Below are 21,633 nucleotides of genomic sequence, written 5' to 3'. Positions count from 1 at the left end.
TTCTTGTGGCCCCGCCCCTGCCCGGATTGTGTCCTGTCTAGGACTCGGGCCGCTCGGACTTCTCCTTCTTCGCCTGGTCCTTCTCGGCCTGCGCGAGGGCCGCCTTGGCGGCCTTCTCCGCTTCCTTGCCGGCCTTCGCGGCCTCCGCGATCTGCCGCTTGGCGGCGGTCGCGTACATGTCGACGTACTCCTGGCCAGAGAGCTTCATGATCTCGTACATGACCTCGTCGGTCACCGCGCGGAGCACGAAGCGGTCGTGGTCCATGCCCTGGTAGCGGCTGAAGTCCAGCGGCTTGCCGATGCGGATGCCGGGCCGCATCAGCTTGGGCATCACCTTGCCGGGCGGCTGGATCTTCTCGGTGTCGATCATGGCGACCGGGATCACGGGCGCGCCGGTTGCGAGGGCCACGCGCGCGAGGCCGCCGGGCTTGCCGCGGTAGAGGCGGCCGTCGGGCGAGCGCGTGCCCTCCGGATAGATGCCGAACAGCTCGCCGCGCTCCAGGACCTCGATCCCGCTCCTGATCGCCGCCTCACCCGCGCCGCGCGCGCCGGAACGATCCACCGGGAGCTGACCGACGCCCTTGAAGAAGGCCGCCGTGAGCCGGCCCTTCACGCCGGGAGTGGTGAAGTACTCGGCCTTCGCGATGAACGTCACCTTGCGGTCGAGGACCGCGGGCAGGAAGAACGAGTCCGAGAAGGAGAGGTGGTTGCTCGCCAGGATCGCGGGGCCCTCGGCGGGAACGTTCTCCAGGCCCTCCACCCAGGGTCTGAAGATCATCTTCAGTGGCCCCCCGACGGAAACCTTCATCGCGCCGTACAACAACGGAGTGCCTCCTGTTATCTGTCGATCAGACCTTAACCCGGAGCACCGTCAAAGGCTCCGACGGCCCTGGTCGGTGTCAGTGCGGTCGCGTACGGTGAACCACACGTCCCTCCCACGAAGACCAGACGAAGACAGGAGACCGAAGGTGCCGGTCCTTCCTGGAGCCGAGCCGTACCGCCGTGAGGGCGGGGAGGTCGGGGTCCTCCTCTGCCACGGTTTCACCGGTTCCCCGCAGTCGCTGCGCCCCTGGGCGCGGTATCTGTCCGGGCACGGCCTGACGGTCTCCGTGCCGCTGCTGCCGGGGCACGGCACACGCTGGGAGGACATGGCGCTCACCGGCTGGCCCGACTGGTACGCCGAGGTGGACCGCGCGCTGCGCCTCCTGCGCGAGCGCTGCGCGCGGGTCTTCGTGGCCGGGCTGTCCATGGGCGGCGCCCTGGCGCTGCGACTCGCCGCGAAGCACGGCGAGGGTGTCGAGGGGGTCGTGGTCGTCAACCCGGCGAACAAGGTGCACGGCCTGTCCGCCTACACCCTTCCGATGGCCCGCCACCTCGTGCGCACGACGAAGGGCATCAGGAGCGACATCGCGAAGGAGGGCGCCCTGGAGATCGGGTACGACCGGGTGCCGCTGCACGCGGCGCACTCCCTGCGGACCTTCCTGCGGCTGGTCGACGGAGAGCTGCCACAGGTCACCCAGCCGCTGCTGCTTCTGCGCAGCGTGCGGGATCATGTCGTGCCGGCCGCCGACTCGGCCCGGATCCTCAGCCGGGTGTCGTCGACGGACGTGACCGAGATTCTGCTGGAACAGAGCTATCACGTGGCGACGTTGGACCACGACGCGGACCGGATTTTCGACGAGAGTCTCGCGTTCATCGGCCGGCTCGCACCCAGTGTCGGCAAGGAAGGGACGACGGCAGGTGGCTGAGCACGACTCCGACCGCGAGGACCGCGAGGACCGCGACGACCGCGAACACCGCGACGACCGCGAGGGCGGCCGCGACCGCGAGCCGGAGGAGCAGAGCGTGCCCTTCGACGAGGAGGCCGCGTGGGCGGCGATCGTCGCGGGGTACGGCGAGGAGCCGGCGGATCCGCCGGGCGCCAAACCGTTCAAGTCGGTCGAGGACCTGGCGCTGCTCGAGGCGGAGCCGAACGAGGACGGTTCCGGCACCGGGTCCGGCTCCGGCCCGGGCTCGGGGAAGGAGACCGGCGACGAGCAGAAGCCGGCCAAGCCGCTGGGCAGCTCCGTCTCCTTCGCGCCCGGTGTCGGCCCGCGCGACTACACGACCCCCGAGCCGTCCGAGGCGGACTTCGACGAGGGCGACGAGGGCCACTTCGTCCCGCCCGAGCCGCCACCCCTGCCCGCCGCCGACACCACGGCCAAGTTCGCCTGGCTCGGGGTGATCGGCGGTCCCGTCCTGCTCCTGCTGTCGATCCTGCTCGGTTGGGACATGACCTGGTGGCTGGCGACGGTCAGCATCGGCGGCTTCCTCGGCGGTTTCGCCACGCTGGTGGCGCGGATGCGGCCGGACGACGAGGACGACGGGGATCCGGGGCGGGGCGCGGTCGTCTGATCGGCGGAGATGCGGGCACGGTCGTCTGATCGACGGGTACGCGGGTGCCGTCGTCTAGTCGACGGGGATGCTGAGGGCGGCGAGGACCGGAAGGTGGTCCGTGGCCGCCCTCAGGTCGCTCTCGGTGATCCCGGGCAGCCCCTGGGGAACCCCGCAGCCCAGTACCTCCACCCCCTTGGTCACGAAGATCCCGTCGATACGGCGGTTCGGCCCGGTGGACGGGAAGGTGTGCTCAGCGCCCCAGGGGGCGGTCACCCGGCAGTCCTCGAGGGTGTGGGTCAGACGGCCGAAGGCGCGTCCGTCGGGCCCCTCGTTGATGTCGCCGCCCGCGACCGCGTGCTCCACGCCCATCGCGGCGAGCCGGTCGAGGAGCATCCCGGCCTGCTCGTAGCGCTCGTCCCGCTTCAGGCTGAGGTGGCAGCTGACCACGCCGAGCCGGGCGCCCCCGAAGCGGACCACGGCGGTGGCGAGACCGCGGCGGTGCTCACCGGGGGTGAGGGGCAGAAGCACGTCCTCCGTGCGCTCGACGGTCGTCCGCAGCGAGCAGAGAACGGCGGGGCCGGCCGCCGTGCCGCCGCCGGTGAGGATCACCTGGCCGGAGGCGGCCGCGAGGCGGGCGAGCTTCTTGCGCCAGCGGAAGAAGCGGGGGGCTTCCTGCACGAGGACCAGGTCGGGGGCGCAGGCGGTGATCACACGGGCCAGGGCGGCGGTGTCGTCGCGCATCGAGCGGATGTTGTAGCTGAGGACGCGGATGACGGCGGAACCGTCCGGTTCCGTGCGGGAGTCTGGGAGCGGTGGCGTCACCATACCGTCACGATAAGTGGTGCGCGTTCCTTGCGGTCGAGGTTGTGGGGTGTTCGTTCGACCGCGGGTCCGTTGTGGTTGCTCGCGCCCACGCGGCGGAGCCACACATCGACACGGCCCCGCGCCCCTCAGGGGCGCGGGGAACGCACGTCTCTCGAAAAGTGGCCCTTACATGATCGGGTCGGGCTCGCGGGCCAGGTCCGCCGCTCCGACCAGACCGGCCTTGTTGCCCAGCTGTGCCGCGATCACGTCCGCCACCGGCCGCCAGTTGCCGCCGACGAGCCAGCGCTTGTACGACTTGCGGATGGGGTCGAGGACCAGGTCGCCCTCGTCGGAGAGGCCGCCGCCGACGATGAAGGCGGAGGGGTCGAAGAGGGAGGCGAGGTCGGCGAGACCGGCGCCGACCCAGCGGGCGAGCTCACGGTAGGAGTCGACGGCGACCGGGTCGCCCTGGCGAGCGGCCATGGAGATGTGCTTGCCCTCGATGCCGTCGGGGGTTCCGTCACCGAACCCCAGCAGGACCTCGGCCCGCTCCGGGGTGGCGTTGGCGCGCTGCTTGGCGTACCGGACGAGGGCGCGGCCGGAGGCGTACTGCTCCCAGCAGCCCTGGGAGCCGCAGCCGCAGAGCAGACCGTCCGGCACCATGCGGATGTGGCCGAACTCGGCGGCCACGCCGAAGTGGCCGCGGCGCAGCTCGTTGCCGATGATGATGCCGCCGCCGAGGCCGGTGCCGAGCGTGATGCAGATGACGTTGCGGTGGCCCTTGCCGGCGCCGAACTTGTACTCGCCCCAGGCGGCGGCGTTGGCGTCGTTCTCCACGACGACCGGGAGGTTGACGCGCGCCTGGACCTTCTGCTTCAGCGGTTCCTGGCGCCAGTCGATGTTCGGCGCGAAGTAGACCGTCGAGCGCTGACGGTTGACGTAGCCGGCGGCGCCGATGCCCACACCCACGATCTCGTGCCCGGCGCGCGCGCCCTCCACCGCCGAGGCGATGGCGTCCACGATGCCCTCGGGCGTGCCCGGGGTCGGCACCTTGAAGGTCGAGAGGATGTTGCCTTCCTCGTCGACCACGCCGGCCGCGATCTTCGTGCCGCCGATGTCGACGCCGATGGTGAGTCCCATGAATCCCTCAGTTTCGGTCGAGCCCCGCTACGGCCAACCGTACCCGAGGCCCTGCCGTCGAGGGCCCGTCGTCCGCCCGGTGGGCGGGCCTGCGGAGGCGACGCGGCTCGCGCGAGCGCGGCCCGGAGAGAGACCGGGGTGAGGGAGGGCCGTCAGTCCAGGTCGATGCGCTGGCCGGGGCCGGTGCCCTCGTCGCCGTCGCGGGGCTCGGCACGGTCCTTGTCGTCCCGGTGCAGATCCGCCGTCCGGGCCGTCCAGCGCTGCTCCTGGTGCTGGACGGCGGAGCGGTACGCGGCGAGCAGTTCGTTGCCGGCCGCGGCGAGGTGGTCGAAGACGTCCGGGTTGCGTTCGATGACCGGTTCGACGGCGGCCCTGGCCTGTTGGACGACCTGGCGGACCACCTGCTGGGCGGCGGGCCCGGCGACCGCGCCGAACAGCGGGGACTGCAGGCCGGAGAGCTTGTCGGCGACGGTGTCGACGAGCTTGCGCAGTTCCTCGGCGGCCGAACCCGGCGGCGGGCCGTGCTGGGCGCGGCGGCGGGCCTTCTCGGCCTCCAGGTCCTCGGCGCAGGCGGTGGCCCAGGCGTCGGCGTCGGTCGCGCGAGGCTCCTCGACGACAGCCTCCTGCTCTCCCCCACTCTCTGCTTCGCTCGAGCGGGGGGACCCCCACGCGTCGGACGGGGGGAGCTCTTCGCTCATGACGGACTCCTGACTACGGCTCGTCCTTACGACGTTACCCGAACGGCGGAACGTCGTTCACCGTGTCCGCGGCCACAGCGCGGGATCCGGCGCGAACCGGACGCGCAGCTCACTCTCGCGCAGGGCGGCGCCGGCCACGGTGCAGCGGCGCAGGGCGGAGGGCAGCGGGACGATCCGGCGGAACGGTCCGGCGGTGACGACGAGTTCGTCGCCGCGCCGGATGAGGTCGAGGTCGTCCCGTATGGCGCCGGGCAGCGGGATGTGCCACACGAGCACACCGTCCTCCGCCAGCCGGTCGGCCACGGGCCACTCGATGGGGAAGGCGGCCGGGTTGACGCCGGGCACGGCGAGCGCGGTGAGGTCGTCGTCGCCGCGGGGGTCGCGACCGAGGTGGGCGACGGTGTGCACCTCGCCCCACTCCCCCAGGAACTTCCGCTGCTGGGCCACCAGCCCGGACAGGAGACCGCCGTCGGCGACCTCCTCGGGCAGGACGCGGTTCGCCACGAGGGACTCGACGGGCAGGCCGCGCAGGGCGAGGCCGAGGCGGGCGTCGCGCACGGCGTCGTCGCCGGCCGGTCCGGGTTCGGCGACCAGGCGTACGGCGGTGTGCCGGTCGGCGAGGACGGCCTCGACGGCGGCCAGTTCCATGTCCCAGCGGGCGGTCGTCTCGTACAGCCACTCGGCGGGCATGGGGACACCGGCGAGGCGCCCCAGCACCGGCCGCAGGGCACGGGCGGCCTGCCGTTCCGGGGGGAGCAGACGACGGAGGTAGCGGCGCAGCTCCTCGGGGAGGGCGAGGAGGGCGAGGGCCTGCGGGGTGGGCGGCAGGTCGACGACGAGGAGTTCGTGAAGATCGTCGCCCTCGGCGAGGGCGGCGTCCCGCAGTGCGCGCAGGAGGGTGAGTTCCTCGGCGCCGGGGAGCGGGGTGACCTCCTCGGGGTCCAGCAGGGAGGCGCCGAGCAGGTCGAGGACGGTGGAGGCACGGTCCTGGAAGCCGGCGAGGTCGTCCCGGAAACCGGCGGCGGCGTCGGGGCGCCAGGCGGTGAGTGCCGGGGTGATCTGTACGGGGGCCGCGCCCGTCCTGACGCCGAGCGCCGCCCCCAGGGTGTCGGTGCGGTCGGCACTGAGCACGAGCGTCTTGACGCCCGCACGGGCCGCCCCGAGGGCAGTGGCCGCAGCGACGGTCGTACGGCCGCTGCCGCCGGGGCCGGTGATCAGGAGGGTGCGCATGAGGGTGAACGGTAACGGACGCGGGGGTTGCCCTCTGTTTGCCGGTGCCGGTGAACACAGCCCGTCCGGGGCACCCCCTTCCGGGGGAGTTCGAGGACGAGGCCCGTTCAGGGCCGAAGCGGGGGGCTGGGGGCGGCAGCCCCCAGCGAGGCCCGCACCGACGCCGGGTGCCGACCTACCGCCCGGACTCCACCCGCTTCTTCAGGCCGTCCAGCGCCCGGTCGATGATGACCTTCTCGGCCTTCCGCTTGATCATCCCGAGCATCGGGATCTTGACGTCCACCGTCAGCTGGTAGGTGACCTTCGTGGAGCGGTCCCCCTCCGGCCTGAGGAGGTACGAGCCGTCCAGCGACCGCAGCATCTGGGACTTCACCAGCGTCCAGGACACCTCGTTCTCACCGGTCCAGGTGTACGCCAGCGTCTGGTCGTCCTTGATCGCCCCCGCGTCCATGACCAGCCGCACCTGCTCGGCGCGCCCCGCCGCGTCGGTCGCGAGGACCTCCGCCTCCTTCACCTCGCCGGTCCAGTCCGGGTAGCGGGCGAAGTCGGCGATGACCGCCATGACGTCGGCCGGTGCCGCCTCGATCGTGATGCTCGAGCTGGTGTGTTCCGCCATCGCCGTGGCTCCTCCAGATGCGGGCCGGTAGAGAAGAGGTCGCTGTGCGCGAGCGTGCGCACGGGTGTGCAGCGTGAAGGCTACCGCGCGGCCGACCAGCCGAGTTCACCCCGTCGCGCACCGCGTCGCACACCCCGTCGCACACCGTGCCCCGCACCGCGCCCCGTACCGGCGCTCACCACTCCAGCGCCCACGGCTTCCCCGCCCCCGCGAAGTGCCCCACGTTCACGCATTCGGTGGCCCCGATCCGCATCCGCCGCACCAACGGCTGATGGACATGGCCGAAGAGCGAGTACCGGGGGCGGGTGCGGCGGATCGCCTCCAGCAGCGCCCGGCTCCCCCGTTCGAAGCGGCGCGCGACCGTGTCGTAGACGAGTTCGGGCACCTCGGGCGGGATGTGCGTGCACAGCACGTCCACCTCGCCCACGGCCTCGATCTTCGCCGCGTACTCCTCGTCGCTGATCTCGTACGGGGTCCGCATCGGCGTCCGCAGGCCCCCGCCGACGAAGCCGAAGACCCACCCCCCGATCTCCACCCGCTCCCCGTCCAGCACGGTTGTCCCCGGTCCGGCGTACTCCTGCCACAGGGGCGGCATGTCGACATTGCCGTAGGTCGCGTACGTCGGTGTCGGGAACGCCGCGAACATCTCGGCGTACTGCTTGCGCACCGCCTGCTCGATCACCGTCGCCCGGTCCTCGCCGATGCCCGCCCACAGCCGCGCCCCGAACTCCCGCGCCTCCTCGAAGCGGCGGGAGGTGCGCAGGGCGACGATCCGGTGCGCGTTCTCCACGCCGAAGAGGTCGGGGAAGATGCCGCGGGAGTGGTCGGCGTAGTCCAGGAACAGCACCAGGTCGCCCAGACAGACCAGGGCGTCCGCGCCCTCGCCGGCCCGGGCCAGGTCACGCGCGTTGCCGTGCACGTCGCTGACCACATGAATGCGCGTCCTGCGGTTACCGGGCGGTGTGGATGCCATGGCGATCAAGAGTAAGCCTGTGCGGCATACGTGAACAGTGGCGGCCGGGCCTGCGGTTACTGGCCAGTCAGTAAGTCGATGAACTACTGTGCGCCAGGAAAACACCAATCTGTGTGACGCAGCGAACATCTCGCCGGGACCCCCTGTCGAAGAAGCCATACCGGCGGGTAACGTCCGGGCAGTCCAGTCGTGCTCAGGATTTCAACCAGTGGGCCCCGCGGCCCCCTGGCGACCCGGAGCACCTGCCCGAGCCTTGGACCGCACCGTCGCATCACACAACGTCGTGGCGCCGGCGCCCTATGAGGAGCAGCAGTCTTGCGCGAGTTCAGCCTTCCGGCTTTGTACGAGGTCCCTGCGGACGGCAATCTGACCGACATCGTCCGCAGAAACGCCGCGCAGCACCCTGACGTCGCCGTCATCGCCCGCAAGGTCGGCGGTGTCTGGCAGGACGTCACGGCCACGGCCTTCCTGTCCGAGGTGCACGCCGCCGCCAAGGGCCTCATCGCCTCCGGTGTCCAGCCCGGCGACCGGGTCGGCCTGATGTCGCGCACCCGCTACGAGTGGACGCTGCTCGACTTCGCGATCTGGTGCGCGGGCGGGGTCACGGTGCCGGTGTACGAGACCAGCTCGCCGGAGCAGGTGCAGTGGATCCTGTCCGACTCGGGCGCGACCGCCATCATCGTCGAGCTGGACAACCACACCGCCGCCGTCGAGTCGGTGCGTGACTCGCTGCCCGCCCTCAAGCACGTCTGGCAGATCGAGGCCGGGGGCGTGGAGGAGCTCGGGCGGCTCGGCCAGGACGTCTCCGACAGGGCCGTCGAGGAGCGCAGCTCGCTGGCCAAGGCCGACGACCCGGCGACGATCGTGTACACGAGTGGCACCACCGGGCGCCCCAAGGGTTGTGTCCTCACCCACCGCAGCTTCTTCGCCGAGTGCGGGAACGTCGTCGAGCGGCTCCGCCCGCTCTTCCGCACCGGCGAGTGCAGCGTCCTGCTGTTCCTCCCCCTCGCGCACGTCTTCGGCCGCCTGGTGCAGATCGCCCCGATGATGGCGCCGATCAAGCTGGGCACCGTCCCGGACATCAAGAACCTCACCGACGAGCTGGCGGCCTTCCGGCCGACGCTGATCCTGGGCGTGCCGCGCGTCTTCGAGAAGGTCTACAACTCGGCGCGCGCCAAGGCGCAGGCGGACGGCAAGGGCGCGATCTTCGACAAGGCGGCGGACACCGCGATCGCGTACAGCAAGGCGCTGGACACCCCGTCGGGCCCGTCGATCGGGCTGAAGATCAAGCACAAGGTCTTCGACAAGCTGGTCTACAGCAAGCTGCGCGCGGTCCTCGGCGGCCGTGGCGAGTACGCGATCTCCGGCGGCGCCCCGCTGGGCGAGCGCCTGGGCCACTTCTTCCGCGGCATCGGCTTCACCGTCCTGGAGGGCTACGGCCTGACGGAGTCCTGTGCCGCCACCGCCTTCAACCCCTGGGACCGGCAGAAGATCGGCACGGTCGGTCAGCCGCTGCCGGGCTCGGTCGTGCGGATCGCGGACGACGGCGAGGTGCTGCTGCACGGCGAGCACCTGTTCAAGGAGTACTGGAACAACCCCGGCGCGACCGCGGAGGCGCTGGCCGACGGCTGGTTCCACACCGGTGACATCGGCACCCTCGACGAGGACGGCTACCTCAGGATCACCGGCCGCAAGAAGGAGATCATCGTCACCGCGGGCGGCAAGAACGTCGCCCCGGCCGTGATCGAGGACCGCATCCGGGCGCACGCGCTGGTCGCGGAGTGCATGGTGGTGGGCGACGGGCGGCCGTTCGTGGGCGCGCTGGTCACCATCGACGAGGAGTTCCTGGGTCGTTGGGCCGCCGAGCACGCCAAGCCGGCGGGCTCCACCGCGGCGTCGCTGCGCGAGGACCCCGACCTGCTGGCCGCGATCCAGACGGCGATCGACGACGGCAACGCCGCGGTGTCGAAGGCGGAATCGGTGCGGAAGTTCCGCATTCTCTCCTCCCAGTTCACGGAGGACTCGGGCCACCTCACCCCGTCGCTGAAGCTCAAGCGCAACGTGGTGGCGAAGGACTACGCGACCGAGATCGAGGCGATCTACGCGAAGTAGTACCCGAGTCGTCTCATGGCGCGGTGTCCTCGGCGAGGACCCGCGCCATCGTGCGTTCGGCGAGCGCGGTGATGGTGACGAACGGGTTCACCCCGATGTTGCCGGGAACCAGCGAGCCGTCGGTGACGTACAGCTTGGAATACCCCTTCACCCGGCCGTAGTTGTCGGTCGCCTTCCCCAACACGCAGCCGCCCAGCGGGTGGTAGGTGAAGTCGTCGGCGAACACCTTGTCGGCCGAGCCGAACAGGTCGTACCGGTAGATCGTCGAGTTCGCCGAGTTGATCCGGTCGAACAGCTTCTTCGCCATGCGCATGGAGACGGCACTCTGCGCCGCCGTCCAGCCGAGCTTCACACCGCCCGTGGCGCTGTCGTACGTGAACGACGCCCGCTGCGGGTTCTTGGTGATCGCCAGGTAGAGGCTGACCCAGTGCTCGAGGCCCGTCGGCAGCGGGGCGATCTCGGCGAAGACGGGGTTGGCGGTGTTGGCCCAGTCGTCGATGCCCATCACCGGCATGGTCGACTGGTTGGCGCCGACGGTGTCCCACAGGTGGTTGGCCCGCCCGAGCATCACGTTCCCGTTGGGTCCCCAGCCGGCCCCGACGCTCGCGTCCAGTGCCGGGAGCGTGCCCGTCTCCCTTGCCCTGACCAGGAGTTCGCTGGTCCCCAGGCTGCCGGCGCCGAGGAAGAGGTAGGTGCAGCCGTACTGCTTGGTCTCGACGACCGCGCCGGTGTCGTCGAAGCGGTCGGCGGTCAGCACCCAGGTGCCGTCGCCCGCCCGGCTGACCGACTTCACCTTCTCCATGGTGTGGAGGGTGACGTTCCCGGTGCCGAGCGCGGAGGCCAGGTACGTCTTGTCGAGGCTGCGCTTGCCGTGGTTGTTGCCGTAGATGACCTCCTGTCCCAGGGCCGACCTGGTGGCGGTGCCGGCGGCCTCGCGCTGCATGTGGCCGAAGTCGTAGACGTTGGGCACGAAGGTGGTCTTCAGGCCGGTGTTCGCGGCGTGCTTCCGGGAGACCCGGCTGAACCGGTACCACTCGGTCGACTCGAACCAGGCGGGGTCGATCGAGTTGACGCCGAGCATGGCGCGGGCGCGCGGGAAGTACGTGGAGTACATCTCGGTGACGTCGACGGCCGGGAACTGCTCGGCGAAGTAGGACTGAAGCGGGGTGACCGCCATCCCGCCGTTGACCAGCGAACCTCCGCCGACGCCACGGCCCAGGAAGACCGACATGTCGGCGAAGCGGACACGGTCCAGGACACCGGGGTACGGGCTGATGTCCTTGTTGACGACGTCCAGCCACAGGAAGGTGGCCAGGGGCGCCTCGGTGCGGGTGCGGAACCACATGGAGCGCCGGTCGGGGTTGGCGGTGCTGCAGAAGACCTTGCCGTCGGCGCCGGGGGTGTTCCACAGCCGGCCCATTTCCAGGACGAGGGTGCGGATGCCGGCCTGGCCGAGGCGGAGGGCGGCCACGGCGCCGCCGTAGCCGGAGCCGACGACGATCGCGGGGGCGGAGTCGACCGCGTCGGGCTCGGCGGCTCGGGCGGAGGCGAGTCCGACGCGGGTGAAGCCGAGGGTGGCTGCCGTCTGGAGGGCGGCCATACCGAGGATTTGACGTCTTGTCAGCTGATGCTGCATCAGTTTTGCTGTCATGTGCGCAGCATGTGCGGATTTTGCTGCTCCGCCTAGTGCACGCGGCGGGGTTTGCCCAGACCTTTGGAACGGCCGTTCACAGCAGCTCCTTGAGCCTCTCGGCCAACAGATCCCACCGCCACTTCTCCTCCACCCACTGCCTGCCCCGCTCCCCCATCCTGCGGCGCAGTTCCGCGTCCCCGAGCAGGGCCACGATCCGCTCGGCGGCCTCCTCGGGGGAGCCGCCCCGTACGACCCAGCCGGTCTCGCCGTCGAGTACGGCGTCCGGGGCGCCGCCGGAGTCGCCGGCGACGACGGGCAGGCCGGTCGCGGAGGCCTCCAGGTAGACGATCCCGAGCCCCTCGACGTCGAGCCCGCCCCGGCGGGTGCGGCAGGGCATGGCGAAGACGTCCCCGGCGCCGTAGTGGGCGGGCAGGTCCGACCAGGGCACGGATCCGGTGAAGCGGACGGAGCCCGCGACCCCCCTCTCGTGGGCCAGTCGCCGCAGGTCCTTCTCGTAGGGCCCGCCGCCGACGATCAGCAGCACGGTCTCCGGCTCGGCGGCCAGGATCCGGGGCATGGCCAGGATCAGCGTGTCCTGGCCCTTGCGCGGCACGAGCCGCGAGACGCACACCACCACCGGCCGGTCGGTGAGCCCGAGCCGCGCGCGGACCTGGTCGCCGCCGGAGCCGGGATGGAAGGTCTTCTCGTCGACGCCCGGCGGCAGCTGCACCATCCGCCCGGCCGCCTCGGTGCTCAGCGCGGTCGCGATCCGCGAGCGTGTGTACTCACCGAGGTAGGTGATCGTGTCCGTGGCCTCGCCGATCCGCCCCAGCAGGTGCCGGGCGGCGGGCAACTGGGCCCATCCGGCCTCGTGGCCGTGCGTCGTGGCCACCAGCCGCTCGGCGCCGGCCTTCCGCAGCGCGGGCGCCATCAGCCCGAGCGGCGCGGCCGCCCCGAACCACACCGACGTGCACCCGTGCTCCCGCAGCAGCCCCACGGCCCGCCGGGTCGCCCCCGGCGTCGGCAGCAGCATCGTCGTCCGGTCCCGTACGACGGTGAAGGGCTGCTCGGCGTCGAAGTCGGCCGTCGCCTCGATCCCCTCCCGGCTGCGCTTCCAGGTGGACGCGTAGACGACGAGCCGCTCGGGGTCGAGGCGGAGCGCCATGTTGTGCAGGAACGCCTGGATGCCGCCGGGGCGGGGCGGAAAGTCGTTCGTCACGATCAGGGTCTTGTGCATCGCGGCCGACCCTATCCAACCTGTGTTCACGGCTGTGCCCGGCCGTGCCGCACGACTCTCCTCCCCGGTCAGGCCGCCCGGACCAGGGAGTCCCCGGTCTCCTCCTGACGCCGGGCCCGCCGCAGCAGCCCGCCCACCACCGCGCACTGCACCGCCATCGCGAGCGCCAGGGCCAGGCACACCCCCGGCAGCCCGAGCCCCGACAGGCCGTACGCGAGCGGCAGCTGGACAGCCGTACCGAGCACGGTCACCCGCAGCAGCAGCGGCGCTCCCCCGCTGCCCTCGAAGACCCCGCCGAGCGCGATGAACCCGGCCATCAGCAGGAGATACGGCCCGACGCAGCGCAGGAACAGCACGCCCTCGTGGGCCACGGCGGGGCCGGCGCCGAACGCGGCCATGATCCATGGGGCCGTGGCGGCCAGCGTCAGGGCCGCCGCCAGCCCGACCGTCCCGGAGACGAGCAGCGCCTGCCGGCCGATCGCCCGCCGCTCGTCCTTCCCGGCGCCCCGGGTGTGCGCGGTGTGGATGGAGGCGGCCTGTCGCACCGCGTAGAAGGCCATCGTGGCGACGTACAGGACCTTGTAGGCGATCGCGTACGCGGCCACGGCCGTCACCCCGAGCCGCGCCACGACCGCGACCAGCCCGAGCGCGCCGGCCTGCCGCACCGTGAAGTCGAGGGACATCGGCAGGCCGGTCGTCAGTGTCCGCCGCAGCGGGGCTCCGCCGTGCGGGGCGTCGGCGGCCGAGCGCAGCAGGGCGTTGCGGCGCAGGGCGACCAGCCCCACGCCCAGGGCCACGCTCCGGCAGAGCACGGTGGAGGCGGCGGCGCCCGGGACGCCGTAGAGGTGGATGAAGAGCGGGTCGAGGGCCAGGATCAGGCCGTTCGCGAGGAGGGCGAGCCGCATCGGGGTTCTCGTGTCGCCGGCGCCCTTGAGGATGCCGTCGACGAGGTTCTGGGCGAAGAAGACGGCCATGCCCGGCAGGGAGATCGCGAAGTAGGAGACCGCGAGGGACAGGGCCGGGCCGTCGTCGCCGCCGAGCACCAGCCGGGACAGCGGCTCGCGCAGCAGGAACCCGCCCACGGCGACGACCGGCGTGACCACCGCGCACAGCGCCCAGCCACCGCGTACGGCCGCGCGCACGGCGGCCGGATCCCGTGCGCCCCGGGCGTGCGCGACCAGCACGGTCGTCCCGGAGGCGAAGACCAGGGCGACGCCGAGCAGCACGTTCTCGGTGTTGGTGGCGACCGCCACGGCGGCGACCGCCGGACCGCCGAGCCGGGAGACCCAGACGGTGTTGATCAGCCCGGCGGCGACCGAGGCGAGGAGGGAGAGGTAGACGGGGTGTGCGAGCGCGATCAGCTGCTTGCGGTGACGGTTCACGGCGATGGGCCCCTCGAAGCGAGCTACCTCTAAACGAGGTAGCTCGATAAGAGGTAGCATGGTTGTCACGGCCACCGCAAGGAGGGGTCCCGCCGATGCTGGAACTGTCGATCCTCGGCTTCCTCGCCGAACAACCCCTGCACGGTTACGAGCTGAAGGAGCGGATCAAGGCGCTGAGCGGCCACGTCCGCCCGGTCAGCGACGGCGCGCTCTACCCGGCGATCACCCGTCTGGTGACGGCCGGCAAGCTCGACCAGCACACGGAGGAGGGCGCGAGCGCGGCCCCGCGCCGGGTGCTGTCCCTGACGGACGCCGGCCGCGCGGACCTGCTGGAGCGGCTGCGCCACCCGAAGCAGACCGAGATCACCGATCAGGTCCGCTTCAACACCGTCCTCTCGTTCCTGCGCCACCTTCCCGACCGGCACGAGCAGGCGGCCGTGCTGCGCCGCCGCCTGGAGTTCCTCGAGACCCCGTCCAGCTTCTTCTACCGGGAGGGCGAGCCCGTACGGGCGGAGGAGGCCGGGGACCTGTTCCGGCAGGGCATGCTGCGGGTGGCGCGGGCGACGGGCGAGGCGGAGCGGGCCTGGCTCACCGAGGCGATCGCCCAGCTGGAGCGGGCGGGCTGATCAGCCCAGCTGGTCGTGCAGGTACTGCCGCCACCCGGCGGTGAAGTCCTGCAGCGTCGTCCCCAGCACGCTCCGCATCGCGCCCTCGACCGCCCCGTCCCGTTTCCCGTGCTCCCCGACGGCCCGGTAGAACGCCTCCAGCCGCTCCTCGCCCCACTGCTCCGCGATCATCCGGCAGGCCATCCAGCCGCCCTCGTACGCCCGCGCCAGCCGGTTCGCGTCACCGGAGAATCCGAAGTCGCCGTCGGCCGGCAGCCCCTCCGGGACCTGTCCTTGACGGACGGCGTTCTGCAGCTCGGGCGCGACCTGCGACGGGGTGCGCCCGGTGCCGCGGTAGCCGACCCAGTCGGCGTACCCCTCGGACAGCCACAGCGGGGTGGCGGCGTTGGTGTGGGCGCGGGTGGCGACATGGGTGGTCTCGTGGGTGAGCACGACCTGCTGCCCGACCGGGCCGAGCACGGCGTACGCGTCCGGGTTGACGACGACCCGGTCCGCGGGCGCCTTGGCCGCGCCGCCCGTCTCGGCCGTGGTGACCGCGGCGATCCCCCGGTAGGAGGAGGCGGGCGAGCCGAGCAGGGCCGCCATGCCGTCCAGCGACTTCGGTACGAGGAGAACGACGTGCCGCGCCCAGTCGGTGCCCCACGCCTGCGAGACCGCCGGGACCGCGCGGTCGGCCAGGTTCGCGAAGGTCCGCAGCCGGGTGCCGCTCTGCCCGACGCCCAGGACGAGACTGTGCGCGCCCCGGACGACGGCCACCGTGCCCTGGTCCCACAGCTGCGCCCCGGCCTTCTTCGCGGGCCGCTCCGAGGTCACGGACCACTGCCCGTCCGCGCCGCGGCTCAGGCTCAGCGTCCGGGCCACGGTCGCCGGCGCCTTGTCGTAGCCCGCTATCCGGAAGCTCAACTCGGCGGCGGCGGTGGCGGTGTCGCCCTCGCGGTCGACGGCGGTCACCCGGTACGACCAGGCGGCCAGCGGTACGGCCCGCAGGCGGGTGTATCCGGTGCTGTCACCGGTGGCGGCGTAGGCGCTCCGGTCGTGGGCCAGGACTGCCGCGGCCCGCCGGTCGAGCACCCGCTGCACGTCGGCCCGGGCACTGTCCGTCGCGGGACGCCCACCGCACCCCACGAGAAGGACGAGCAGCAGCACCGCGAGCCCCACGGCTCCGGATCCGCGCGCCCGCCCACGACCAGCCATCCTCCCGATCGTACGGCGCCCCGCCCGAAGCGGAACCCGCCCTGCGAACCCGGCCGACCCCGGTCAGGACCGAGTCAGCGCGAAGAACGGCACCTGCCGTCACCGACACGGCCGACCGCCGGGCGACAGACGACACCCTCACCGCACTGCCCGCAAGCAACCGCTCCCGCCCGCGCCGCACGCCCCCCACCCGCCTCCCCACGGCCATCGCCGAAGGCACCCCTCAGGGCCGCGTCACCGCCGAGACCGGCATCATCCCCACCGGGTCGTAGCGCACGGGCGCGCCCGGATACGGGGCGTGGATGACCTGGCCGTTGCCGACGTACATGCCGACGTGGCTGGCGTCGGAGCGGTAGGTGACGAGGTCGCCGGGTCGGGCCTGGGAGAGCGGGACCTGCCGGCCGGCGTGCGCCTGGGCCTGCGAGGTGCGCGGCAGGGAGACGCCGGCCTGCGCGTACGACCACTGCATCAGGCCCGAACAGTCGAAGCCTGAGGGGCCGTTGCCGCCCCAGACGTACGGCTTGCCGAGCGCGGAGCGGGCGGCGGCCACCGCGGCGGCCGCACGGCCCGGGAGCGGCACGGCGTCCCCGAGGCCGGACAGGTCGAAGCGGCCGGAGCGGGAGGCCCGTTCGTAGGCGGCTCGCTCCGCGAACGGCAGGGAGTTGAGCAGGTGCCGGGCCGTGGCGAGCTTCTGCTCGACGGTCCGCTTGTGCCGGGCGACGGCCCTGCGGCTCTTCTCCAGTTCGCCGAGCTTGCGGGTGGCCTCGGCGCGTTCCTGGGCGAGTTCCCGCAGGGCGTCCTGAAGGTCCTTCAGCTCGCCGGCCTGATGGAGGGTGATCCGGTCGAGGACGACGGCCCTGTCGAGGTAGTCGCCCGGGTCGTCGGCGAACAGCAGCGCCAGGGACGGGTCGAGGCCGCCCGAGCGGTACTGGGCGCCGGCCAGCGTGCCGAGCCGGCCCCGCAGATCGTTGACCCGCTCCTGCTGGCGGGCGATCCGGTCCTGGGCGTCACCGACCTGCCGGCGCAGCGTGCCGGCCTGTTCACCGGCCTTGTTGAAGGCCTCGGTGGCCTTCTCGGCCTCCTCGTAGAGACGGCCCACCTCGGCCCCGGCGTCGTCGTACGGCGCGGCCGGGGCCGGTACGGCGGCGGCCAGGGCGCCCAGGGCGGCGGCCGCGGCGGACAGGACGCACAGGGCGCCCCGGTCGGTCACGGGCGGTGCAAGGCGGCGATGGGACCTCACGGGAAGCCGCGCTCCTTCCACTGGCGGACAGAGACCGTCCCCTCGGCACGGGGTGCCGGGGGAAACGCGGCAGACAGTAGCCCCGGGACCGAGGGCCGACCAAAGAAACTCCGAGGTCACGCACAGTGACGCCCCGCCTCTGACGCAGGTCATCGGCGGGGCGTGGGGTCACACCTGGTTGTTCCGATTCGCCCGTTCGGGCGCCACGAGGTCCTGATCTTGAAACCTGCCCGCGCGGGCCGGAGGTCCTTGAGGGACGGTCAGATCCGGACGCCGAACTGGAACGGCATGTTGTTGATCGACTCGTAGCGCACGACCGTGCCGGAGCGCGGGGCGTGCAGGATCTGGCCGTTGCCCGCGTAGAAGCCGACGTGGTGCAGGTCGCTGTAGAAGATGACCAGGTCGCCGACCTTGAGGTCGGACTGGGAGTAGATGCGCGTACCGGCGTTGGCCTGGTCCTGGGACATGCGCGGGATCTGGACGCCGGCCTGGGCGTAGGCCCAGGAGGTCAGGCCCGAGCAGTCGAAGGAGTTCGGGCCGGAGGCGGCCCAGACGTAGGGCGAGCCGATCTTGCTCTGGGCGGCCTGGAAGGCGGCGAGGGCGCGGCCGGAGGCGGGGCCGGTGTTGCCGAGGTCGACGCGCTCGCCGGCGTCGCGGCTGGCGCGGGCGTCGGCGGCGGCCAGGGCGGCCTTCTCCTGAGCCGTCAGCGTGTTGAGGAGCTTCTGCGCCTCGGCGAGCTTGCCCTGGACCGCCTTCTTCTGCTTGGCCAGCTCGGTGCGGGTGAAAGTGAGGTCCTTGAGCTTGTCGGAGGCCTCGGCGCGGTCCTGGGCGAGCTCGCGCTGCTTCTCCTGGATCTTCTTCAGGGCCTCGACCTGCTGGGCGCTGAGCTGGTCGGCGGTGGACGCCTTGTCCAGGTAGTCGTCCGGGTTCGAGGAGAGGAAGAGCTGGAGGGAGGAGTCGATGGTGCCCGTGCGGTACTGGGCGGCGGCCGCGAGGCCGATGCTGTCGCGCAGCTCGTTGAGCTCTTCCTGGCCGCGGGCGACGTTGTCCTGGATGGTGGAGATCTCCTTCTGGAGCTTCTCCTGCTTCTCCTTGGCCCCGTTGAACTTCTCGGTGGCGTGCTCCGCCTCTTCGTAGAGCTTGTCGACCTTGGCCTTGACCTCGTCCTTGCTCGGCTTCTCGCTCGGCGCGGCGTTGGCAGCCTGCGAACTCAGGGCGACAGCGGCGGCAGCGGCGGTGGTCAGCACGGTCACACGTGCGCGGCTCGGCTGCTTGGGACGACGGTGGGACGCCACGGAGGACGAGCTCCTTCTTGTGAGTGATCACTCGTGCGGAGATTCGATGATGGCAGACCCTAGTGACCATCCTGTGATCAGTTCAAATCCTCGCACCAAAAAAGTCTGTGACGCAATGCATTCTTTACGACTAACACACCAGCAGTGATGCCAGGTTGACGCTACGTTGCGTGACACCTATGCCAATTCGGGCATTCGCCCTGAAGGTTGACCTTCAGGTCAGCCGCTTGAGAAGTACCGCAGAAGCCACCGGCCGCGCCCCCGCCCGCGCGACCCCGTCGGCCACCTCGCGGTCGGTCGAGGCGACGATGACCGGCCGGCCGGGCGGCTCGGCGCGCACCAGCTGGCGGATCAGCTCGTCGGCGGTGACCCCCGGCTTGGAGAACAGCACCCGCACCCCGCGCGGCGGCGCGAGCAGGACCGGCGCGGCCAGTTCGGCGCCGTCGAAGACACAGGTGACCTCGGCGCCGGTCTGCGCGGCGAGCTGCGAGAGCTGCCCCAGCAGCCGCAGACGCTGCTTCTCCAACGGCATCTGGGGATAGCCGGTCTTGGTGACGTTGTAGCCGTCGACGACGAGATGCGCCTGCGGCAGCGCGAGCAACTGGTCCAGGATCGCGGGGTCGTTCTCGGACAACGCCCGCGCGGCGATGTCCTTCGGGGTCATTCGTCCCGGTTCGACCGCATCCACGGTCTCCGCCGGGCGGACCGACACGGGCGGCAACGCCAGTTCCCGGCGCAGCCCTTGGGCCGCGTCCAGCACGGTGTCCAGCAGCAGCCGCACCCGCATGTCCTCGACACTGCGCCCCTCGCGCGCCGCCCGCCGGGTCGCCTCCAGGGCGGCCTCCGCCTCACTGAGCCGCGCCTTCAGCCGCCGCGCCTCGCTCTCGGCCGCGGACACCTGCGCCTGCCCCTCGGCCCGTACGGCCTCGATCTCGCCCTGCACCTTGCGCAGGGCCGCCTCGCCACGCTTGACGTCACTGAGGGCCGAACGCAGCTTGCGATGAAGCGAGTCCGCTTCCTTCTTCGCCGCCTCCAGCTCGGTACGCAGCCGTTCGGTCTCGGCGCGGGTCTGCTCCCGCGCCTGGGCGAGCTGCTCACGCAGCCGCTCCAGCTCCGCCCGGCTCTCCTCGCCGGCCCGCTCGGCGTCCGCCCGCTGCGCCTCCTCACCGGCCGCGGTCACCAGCTTCACCCAGCCGGTGGGCCGCAGTACGTAGGCCGCGGCCGCCACATCGAGCGGATCCGCGGCCGGGGGCGGCGAGCCGGAGTCGAGCGCGCCGGCCAGTTCCGGCTGGACCTCTCTGAACTTCTCCGCGATGCGCTGCCGGAACAGCGGGTCGGTCTCCAGCGCGGCCGCCATCGCGTTGCCCGCGAACTTGGCCCGCCGATTCGGGGCGAACCTGGCATACTGCCGCAACTGGGCAGGCAGTTCACCGACGGTCAGACCGCCGAAGCCGTCCGAGACGATCTGGACGACCCGGCGGCGCACACCGTCGGGCAGCGGACGGTCGAGCACCTCAGCGGCGCCGTCGCCCGGCCCCCCGCCTGCGCTCTCCACCATCCGTCACACCCCACTAGCTAGCTGTGCGGAGCCCTCCCCCACTCTCGACTTCGCTCGAGCGGGGGGACCCCCATCGTCAGGAGCCGGCGCCCGGCCTGTCCACGAGTTCCACCTGGTCCACGGCGTTGCACCAACGGCACCGCACCGACTCGATGGTCTCACTGACCACCTGGCGCTCCTCGATCGTCGGCTCACCGGCGAGATCGAGGTGCACGTACTCGACGACCTTCGACGAGCGCGTCACGTCGAACCGGGTGAGGTTGCCGCAGAGCGTGCAGCGCCACCGCGTCGCGGCGGTCGGCAGGGGAACCGTCATCGTGACTGTCCGCTTCCTTCTAGTGTCGGTCTTCAAGCGTCGGGTCGCGCCCAAGGCTCCCCGCCGCGTGTGGCTCGTAACCCTACGGCCTGGCGGGTACTCGCCGCCCGTCCGTCCACGGCGGCGAGGCGGCCTGGGGTAGTGCGTCCCGTTACGTCATGCTCTGTGTCCATGATCAGCGACGGGAGCGGGACCGTGAGCAGGACGGTGAGCCGAGCGCTCCGGCGGCCTTCGGCGCCAGTGACCTACGGACTGATCGCCCTGTGCTGCCTGATCTTCGCGATCGGCCCCGCCTCGGGCCTCAGTCCGGCGTACGGCACCGGCGAGGAGCTGCCGGCCGCGCAGCGGGCCTATTTCCGGCGGTGGGGCGTGATCCCGGCCGACCTGTTCGAGGGCTCCGCACCCGCCGCCCTCACCCCCGCGACGGCCCTGTTCATCCATGGCAGCTGGGTGCACCTGCTGGGCAACATGCTCTTCCTCTACGTCTTCGGGGCGATGACCGAGCACCGGATGGGCCGCGTCCAGTTCGCGCTCTTCTACCTCGGCTGCGGTTACCTGGCCCTCCTGGGCTACGCCGCCGCCGACGCCGACTCCGAGCGGTCCCTGGTCGGCGCCTCCGGGGCCATCTCGGCGGTCCTCGGCGCGTTCCTGTACCTGTTCCCCCGGGCACGCGTGACCAGTCTCCTGCCGTTCCTCTTCTTCCTGCCGCTGCGCTTCCCGGCCTGGGTGGTGCTGCCCTTCTGGGCGGCGCTGCAGTGGCTGGCCGCGGGGCAGGCCGGGCAGGGCCCCGGCGTGGCGTACCTGGCCCACGTGCTGGGCTTCGGCCTGGGCTTCTGCTACGCGTGGGCCCGCTTCGACCATCCGACTAGAGTGAAGGCCGCCCCAGCTCCGGCCCCCGAGGGAGAGAACCAGCCGTGATCACCGCGATCGTCCTCATCAAGACCAGCGTGGACCGGATTCCCGAGATCGCCGAGTCGATCGCTTCGCTGGACAGCGTGAGCGAGGTGTTCTCCGTGACCGGGACGTACGACCTGATCGCGATGGTGCGGGTCAGGCAGCACGAGGACCTGGCCGAGGTCATTCCCGGCCGGATCAGCAAGATCCCGGGGGTGGAGGCGACGGACACGCACGTCGCTTTCCGTACGTACTCGCAGCACGACCTGGAGGCGGCGTTCGCGATCGGGCTGGACTCCTGAGCGCCTG

21 protein-coding genes are annotated in these 21,633 nt (G+C 71.8%); 6 read left to right on the top strand and 15 right to left on the bottom strand.

Annotated elements, in window-relative coordinates:
- Nucleotides 1–37: 37 nt before the first annotated feature.
- Nucleotides 38–808, bottom strand: coding sequence for a lysophospholipid acyltransferase family protein (locus tag IE263_RS20190; protein ID WP_189938514.1), 771 nt, complete (start codon nucleotides 806–808; stop codon nucleotides 38–40).
- 160 nt (nucleotides 809–968) lie between these two features.
- On the opposite strand from IE263_RS20190, the gene IE263_RS20185 reads away from it, so the two are divergent.
- On the top strand, nucleotides 969–1,748 hold the full coding sequence (locus IE263_RS20185) for an alpha/beta hydrolase (RefSeq protein ID WP_189938513.1): 780 nt from the start codon (nucleotides 969–971) through the stop codon (nucleotides 1,746–1,748).
- Complete coding sequence (locus IE263_RS20180) at nucleotides 1,741–2,394, top strand: hypothetical protein (RefSeq protein ID WP_189938511.1); 654 nt, start codon at nucleotides 1,741–1,743, stop codon at nucleotides 2,392–2,394. The genes IE263_RS20185 and IE263_RS20180 overlap by 8 nt, the downstream gene beginning before the upstream one ends.
- 54 nt (nucleotides 2,395–2,448) lie before the next feature.
- Here the strand turns inward: IE263_RS20180 and IE263_RS20175 are convergent, their stop codons facing one another.
- From IE263_RS20175 to IE263_RS20150, 6 genes are all read right to left on the bottom strand, one after another.
- Nucleotides 2,449–3,201, bottom strand: a complete 753-nt coding sequence (locus tag IE263_RS20175) for an endonuclease/exonuclease/phosphatase family protein (RefSeq protein ID WP_189938509.1) — start codon at nucleotides 3,199–3,201, stop codon at nucleotides 2,449–2,451.
- A 165-nt stretch (nucleotides 3,202–3,366) separates the two neighbouring features.
- Nucleotides 3,367–4,320 (bottom strand): ROK family glucokinase, encoded by a 954-nt coding sequence (locus tag IE263_RS20170; RefSeq protein ID WP_189938507.1) that lies wholly within the window; start codon nucleotides 4,318–4,320, stop codon nucleotides 3,367–3,369.
- A gap of 152 nt (nucleotides 4,321–4,472) precedes the next feature.
- Nucleotides 4,473–5,018: a DUF5304 domain-containing protein gene (locus IE263_RS20165; RefSeq protein WP_189938500.1), complete on the bottom strand. Its 546-nt coding sequence runs from the start codon at nucleotides 5,016–5,018 to the stop codon at nucleotides 4,473–4,475.
- Nucleotides 5,019–5,075: 57 nt separating this feature from the next.
- Nucleotides 5,076–6,248 carry an ArsA family ATPase gene (locus IE263_RS20160; protein WP_189938499.1) on the bottom strand — a complete coding sequence of 391 codons (1,173 nt, stop codon included), beginning with the start codon at nucleotides 6,246–6,248 and terminating at the stop codon, nucleotides 5,076–5,078.
- A 175-nt stretch (nucleotides 6,249–6,423) separates the two neighbouring features.
- Nucleotides 6,424–6,864 carry an SRPBCC family protein gene (locus IE263_RS20155; protein ID WP_189938497.1) on the bottom strand — a complete coding sequence of 147 codons (441 nt, stop codon included), beginning with the start codon at nucleotides 6,862–6,864 and terminating at the stop codon, nucleotides 6,424–6,426.
- A gap of 175 nt (nucleotides 6,865–7,039) precedes the next feature.
- A complete protein-coding gene (locus IE263_RS20150; RefSeq protein WP_189938495.1) occupies nucleotides 7,040–7,837 on the bottom strand; it encodes a metallophosphoesterase family protein in 798 nt (265 codons plus the stop codon).
- Nucleotides 7,838–8,152: 315 nt separating this feature from the next.
- Between IE263_RS20150 and IE263_RS20145 the strand changes: the two genes are divergently transcribed.
- A complete protein-coding gene (locus IE263_RS20145) occupies nucleotides 8,153–9,949 on the top strand; it encodes an AMP-dependent synthetase/ligase (RefSeq protein ID WP_189938493.1) in 1,797 nt (598 codons plus the stop codon).
- Nucleotides 9,950–9,962: 13 nt separating this feature from the next.
- Here IE263_RS20145 and IE263_RS20140 read toward each other — a convergent pair whose 3' ends face one another.
- The 3 genes from IE263_RS20140 to IE263_RS20130 form a co-directional block, all read right to left on the bottom strand.
- A complete protein-coding gene (locus tag IE263_RS20140; protein ID WP_449342051.1) occupies nucleotides 9,963–11,585 on the bottom strand; it encodes a GMC oxidoreductase in 1,623 nt (540 codons plus the stop codon).
- A gap of 91 nt (nucleotides 11,586–11,676) precedes the next feature.
- Nucleotides 11,677–12,819, bottom strand: coding sequence for a glycosyltransferase family 4 protein (locus tag IE263_RS20135; protein ID WP_189938490.1), 1,143 nt, complete (start codon nucleotides 12,817–12,819; stop codon nucleotides 11,677–11,679).
- A gap of 68 nt (nucleotides 12,820–12,887) precedes the next feature.
- Complete coding sequence (locus IE263_RS20130) at nucleotides 12,888–14,261, bottom strand: MATE family efflux transporter (RefSeq protein ID WP_189938966.1); 1,374 nt, start codon at nucleotides 14,259–14,261, stop codon at nucleotides 12,888–12,890.
- A 35-nt stretch (nucleotides 14,262–14,296) separates the two neighbouring features.
- Here IE263_RS20130 and IE263_RS20125 point away from each other — a divergent pair, with 35 nt between their 5' ends.
- A complete protein-coding gene (locus IE263_RS20125) occupies nucleotides 14,297–14,827 on the top strand; it encodes a PadR family transcriptional regulator (protein WP_189938488.1) in 531 nt (176 codons plus the stop codon).
- Here the strand turns inward: IE263_RS20125 and IE263_RS20120 are convergent, their stop codons facing one another.
- The 5 genes from IE263_RS20120 to IE263_RS20100 all read right to left on the bottom strand — a co-directional run bounded on the left by IE263_RS20120 (nucleotide 14,828) and on the right by IE263_RS20100 (nucleotide 20,430).
- Nucleotides 14,828–16,021 carry a hypothetical protein gene (locus tag IE263_RS20120; protein WP_189938486.1) on the bottom strand — a complete coding sequence of 398 codons (1,194 nt, stop codon included), beginning with the start codon at nucleotides 16,019–16,021 and terminating at the stop codon, nucleotides 14,828–14,830.
- 223 nt (nucleotides 16,022–16,244) lie between these two features.
- Entirely contained in the window at nucleotides 16,245–17,261 is a 1,017-nt protein-coding gene (locus IE263_RS20115; protein ID WP_229911072.1) for a C40 family peptidase, read from the bottom strand.
- 260 nt (nucleotides 17,262–17,521) lie between these two features.
- Nucleotides 17,522–18,556, bottom strand: a complete 1,035-nt coding sequence (locus IE263_RS20110; RefSeq protein ID WP_189938482.1) for a C40 family peptidase — start codon at nucleotides 18,554–18,556, stop codon at nucleotides 17,522–17,524.
- 214 nt (nucleotides 18,557–18,770) lie between these two features.
- On the bottom strand, nucleotides 18,771–20,114 hold the full coding sequence (locus tag IE263_RS20105; RefSeq protein ID WP_189938480.1) for an NYN domain-containing protein: 1,344 nt from the start codon (nucleotides 20,112–20,114) through the stop codon (nucleotides 18,771–18,773).
- Between the two features lie 76 nt (nucleotides 20,115–20,190).
- On the bottom strand, nucleotides 20,191–20,430 hold the full coding sequence (locus IE263_RS20100; protein ID WP_189938478.1) for a hypothetical protein: 240 nt from the start codon (nucleotides 20,428–20,430) through the stop codon (nucleotides 20,191–20,193).
- Nucleotides 20,431–20,601: 171 nt separating this feature from the next.
- On the opposite strand from IE263_RS20100, the gene IE263_RS20095 reads away from it, so the two are divergent.
- Nucleotides 20,602–21,348 carry a rhomboid family intramembrane serine protease gene (locus IE263_RS20095; RefSeq protein ID WP_189938476.1) on the top strand — a complete coding sequence of 249 codons (747 nt, stop codon included), beginning with the start codon at nucleotides 20,602–20,604 and terminating at the stop codon, nucleotides 21,346–21,348.
- Entirely contained in the window at nucleotides 21,345–21,626 is a 282-nt protein-coding gene (locus IE263_RS20090; RefSeq protein WP_189938473.1) for an Lrp/AsnC family transcriptional regulator, read from the top strand. The genes IE263_RS20095 and IE263_RS20090 overlap by 4 nt, the downstream gene beginning before the upstream one ends.
- The last annotated feature ends 7 nt before the right edge of the window (nucleotides 21,627–21,633 follow it).

The sequence above is a fragment of the Streptomyces aurantiogriseus genome, from assembly GCF_014649375.1.
Taxonomy (GTDB): domain Bacteria; phylum Actinomycetota; class Actinomycetes; order Streptomycetales; family Streptomycetaceae; genus Streptomyces; species Streptomyces aurantiogriseus.
Note: the sequence above shows the minus strand (reverse complement) of the source record. Positions and strands in the feature narration are given on the sequence as shown.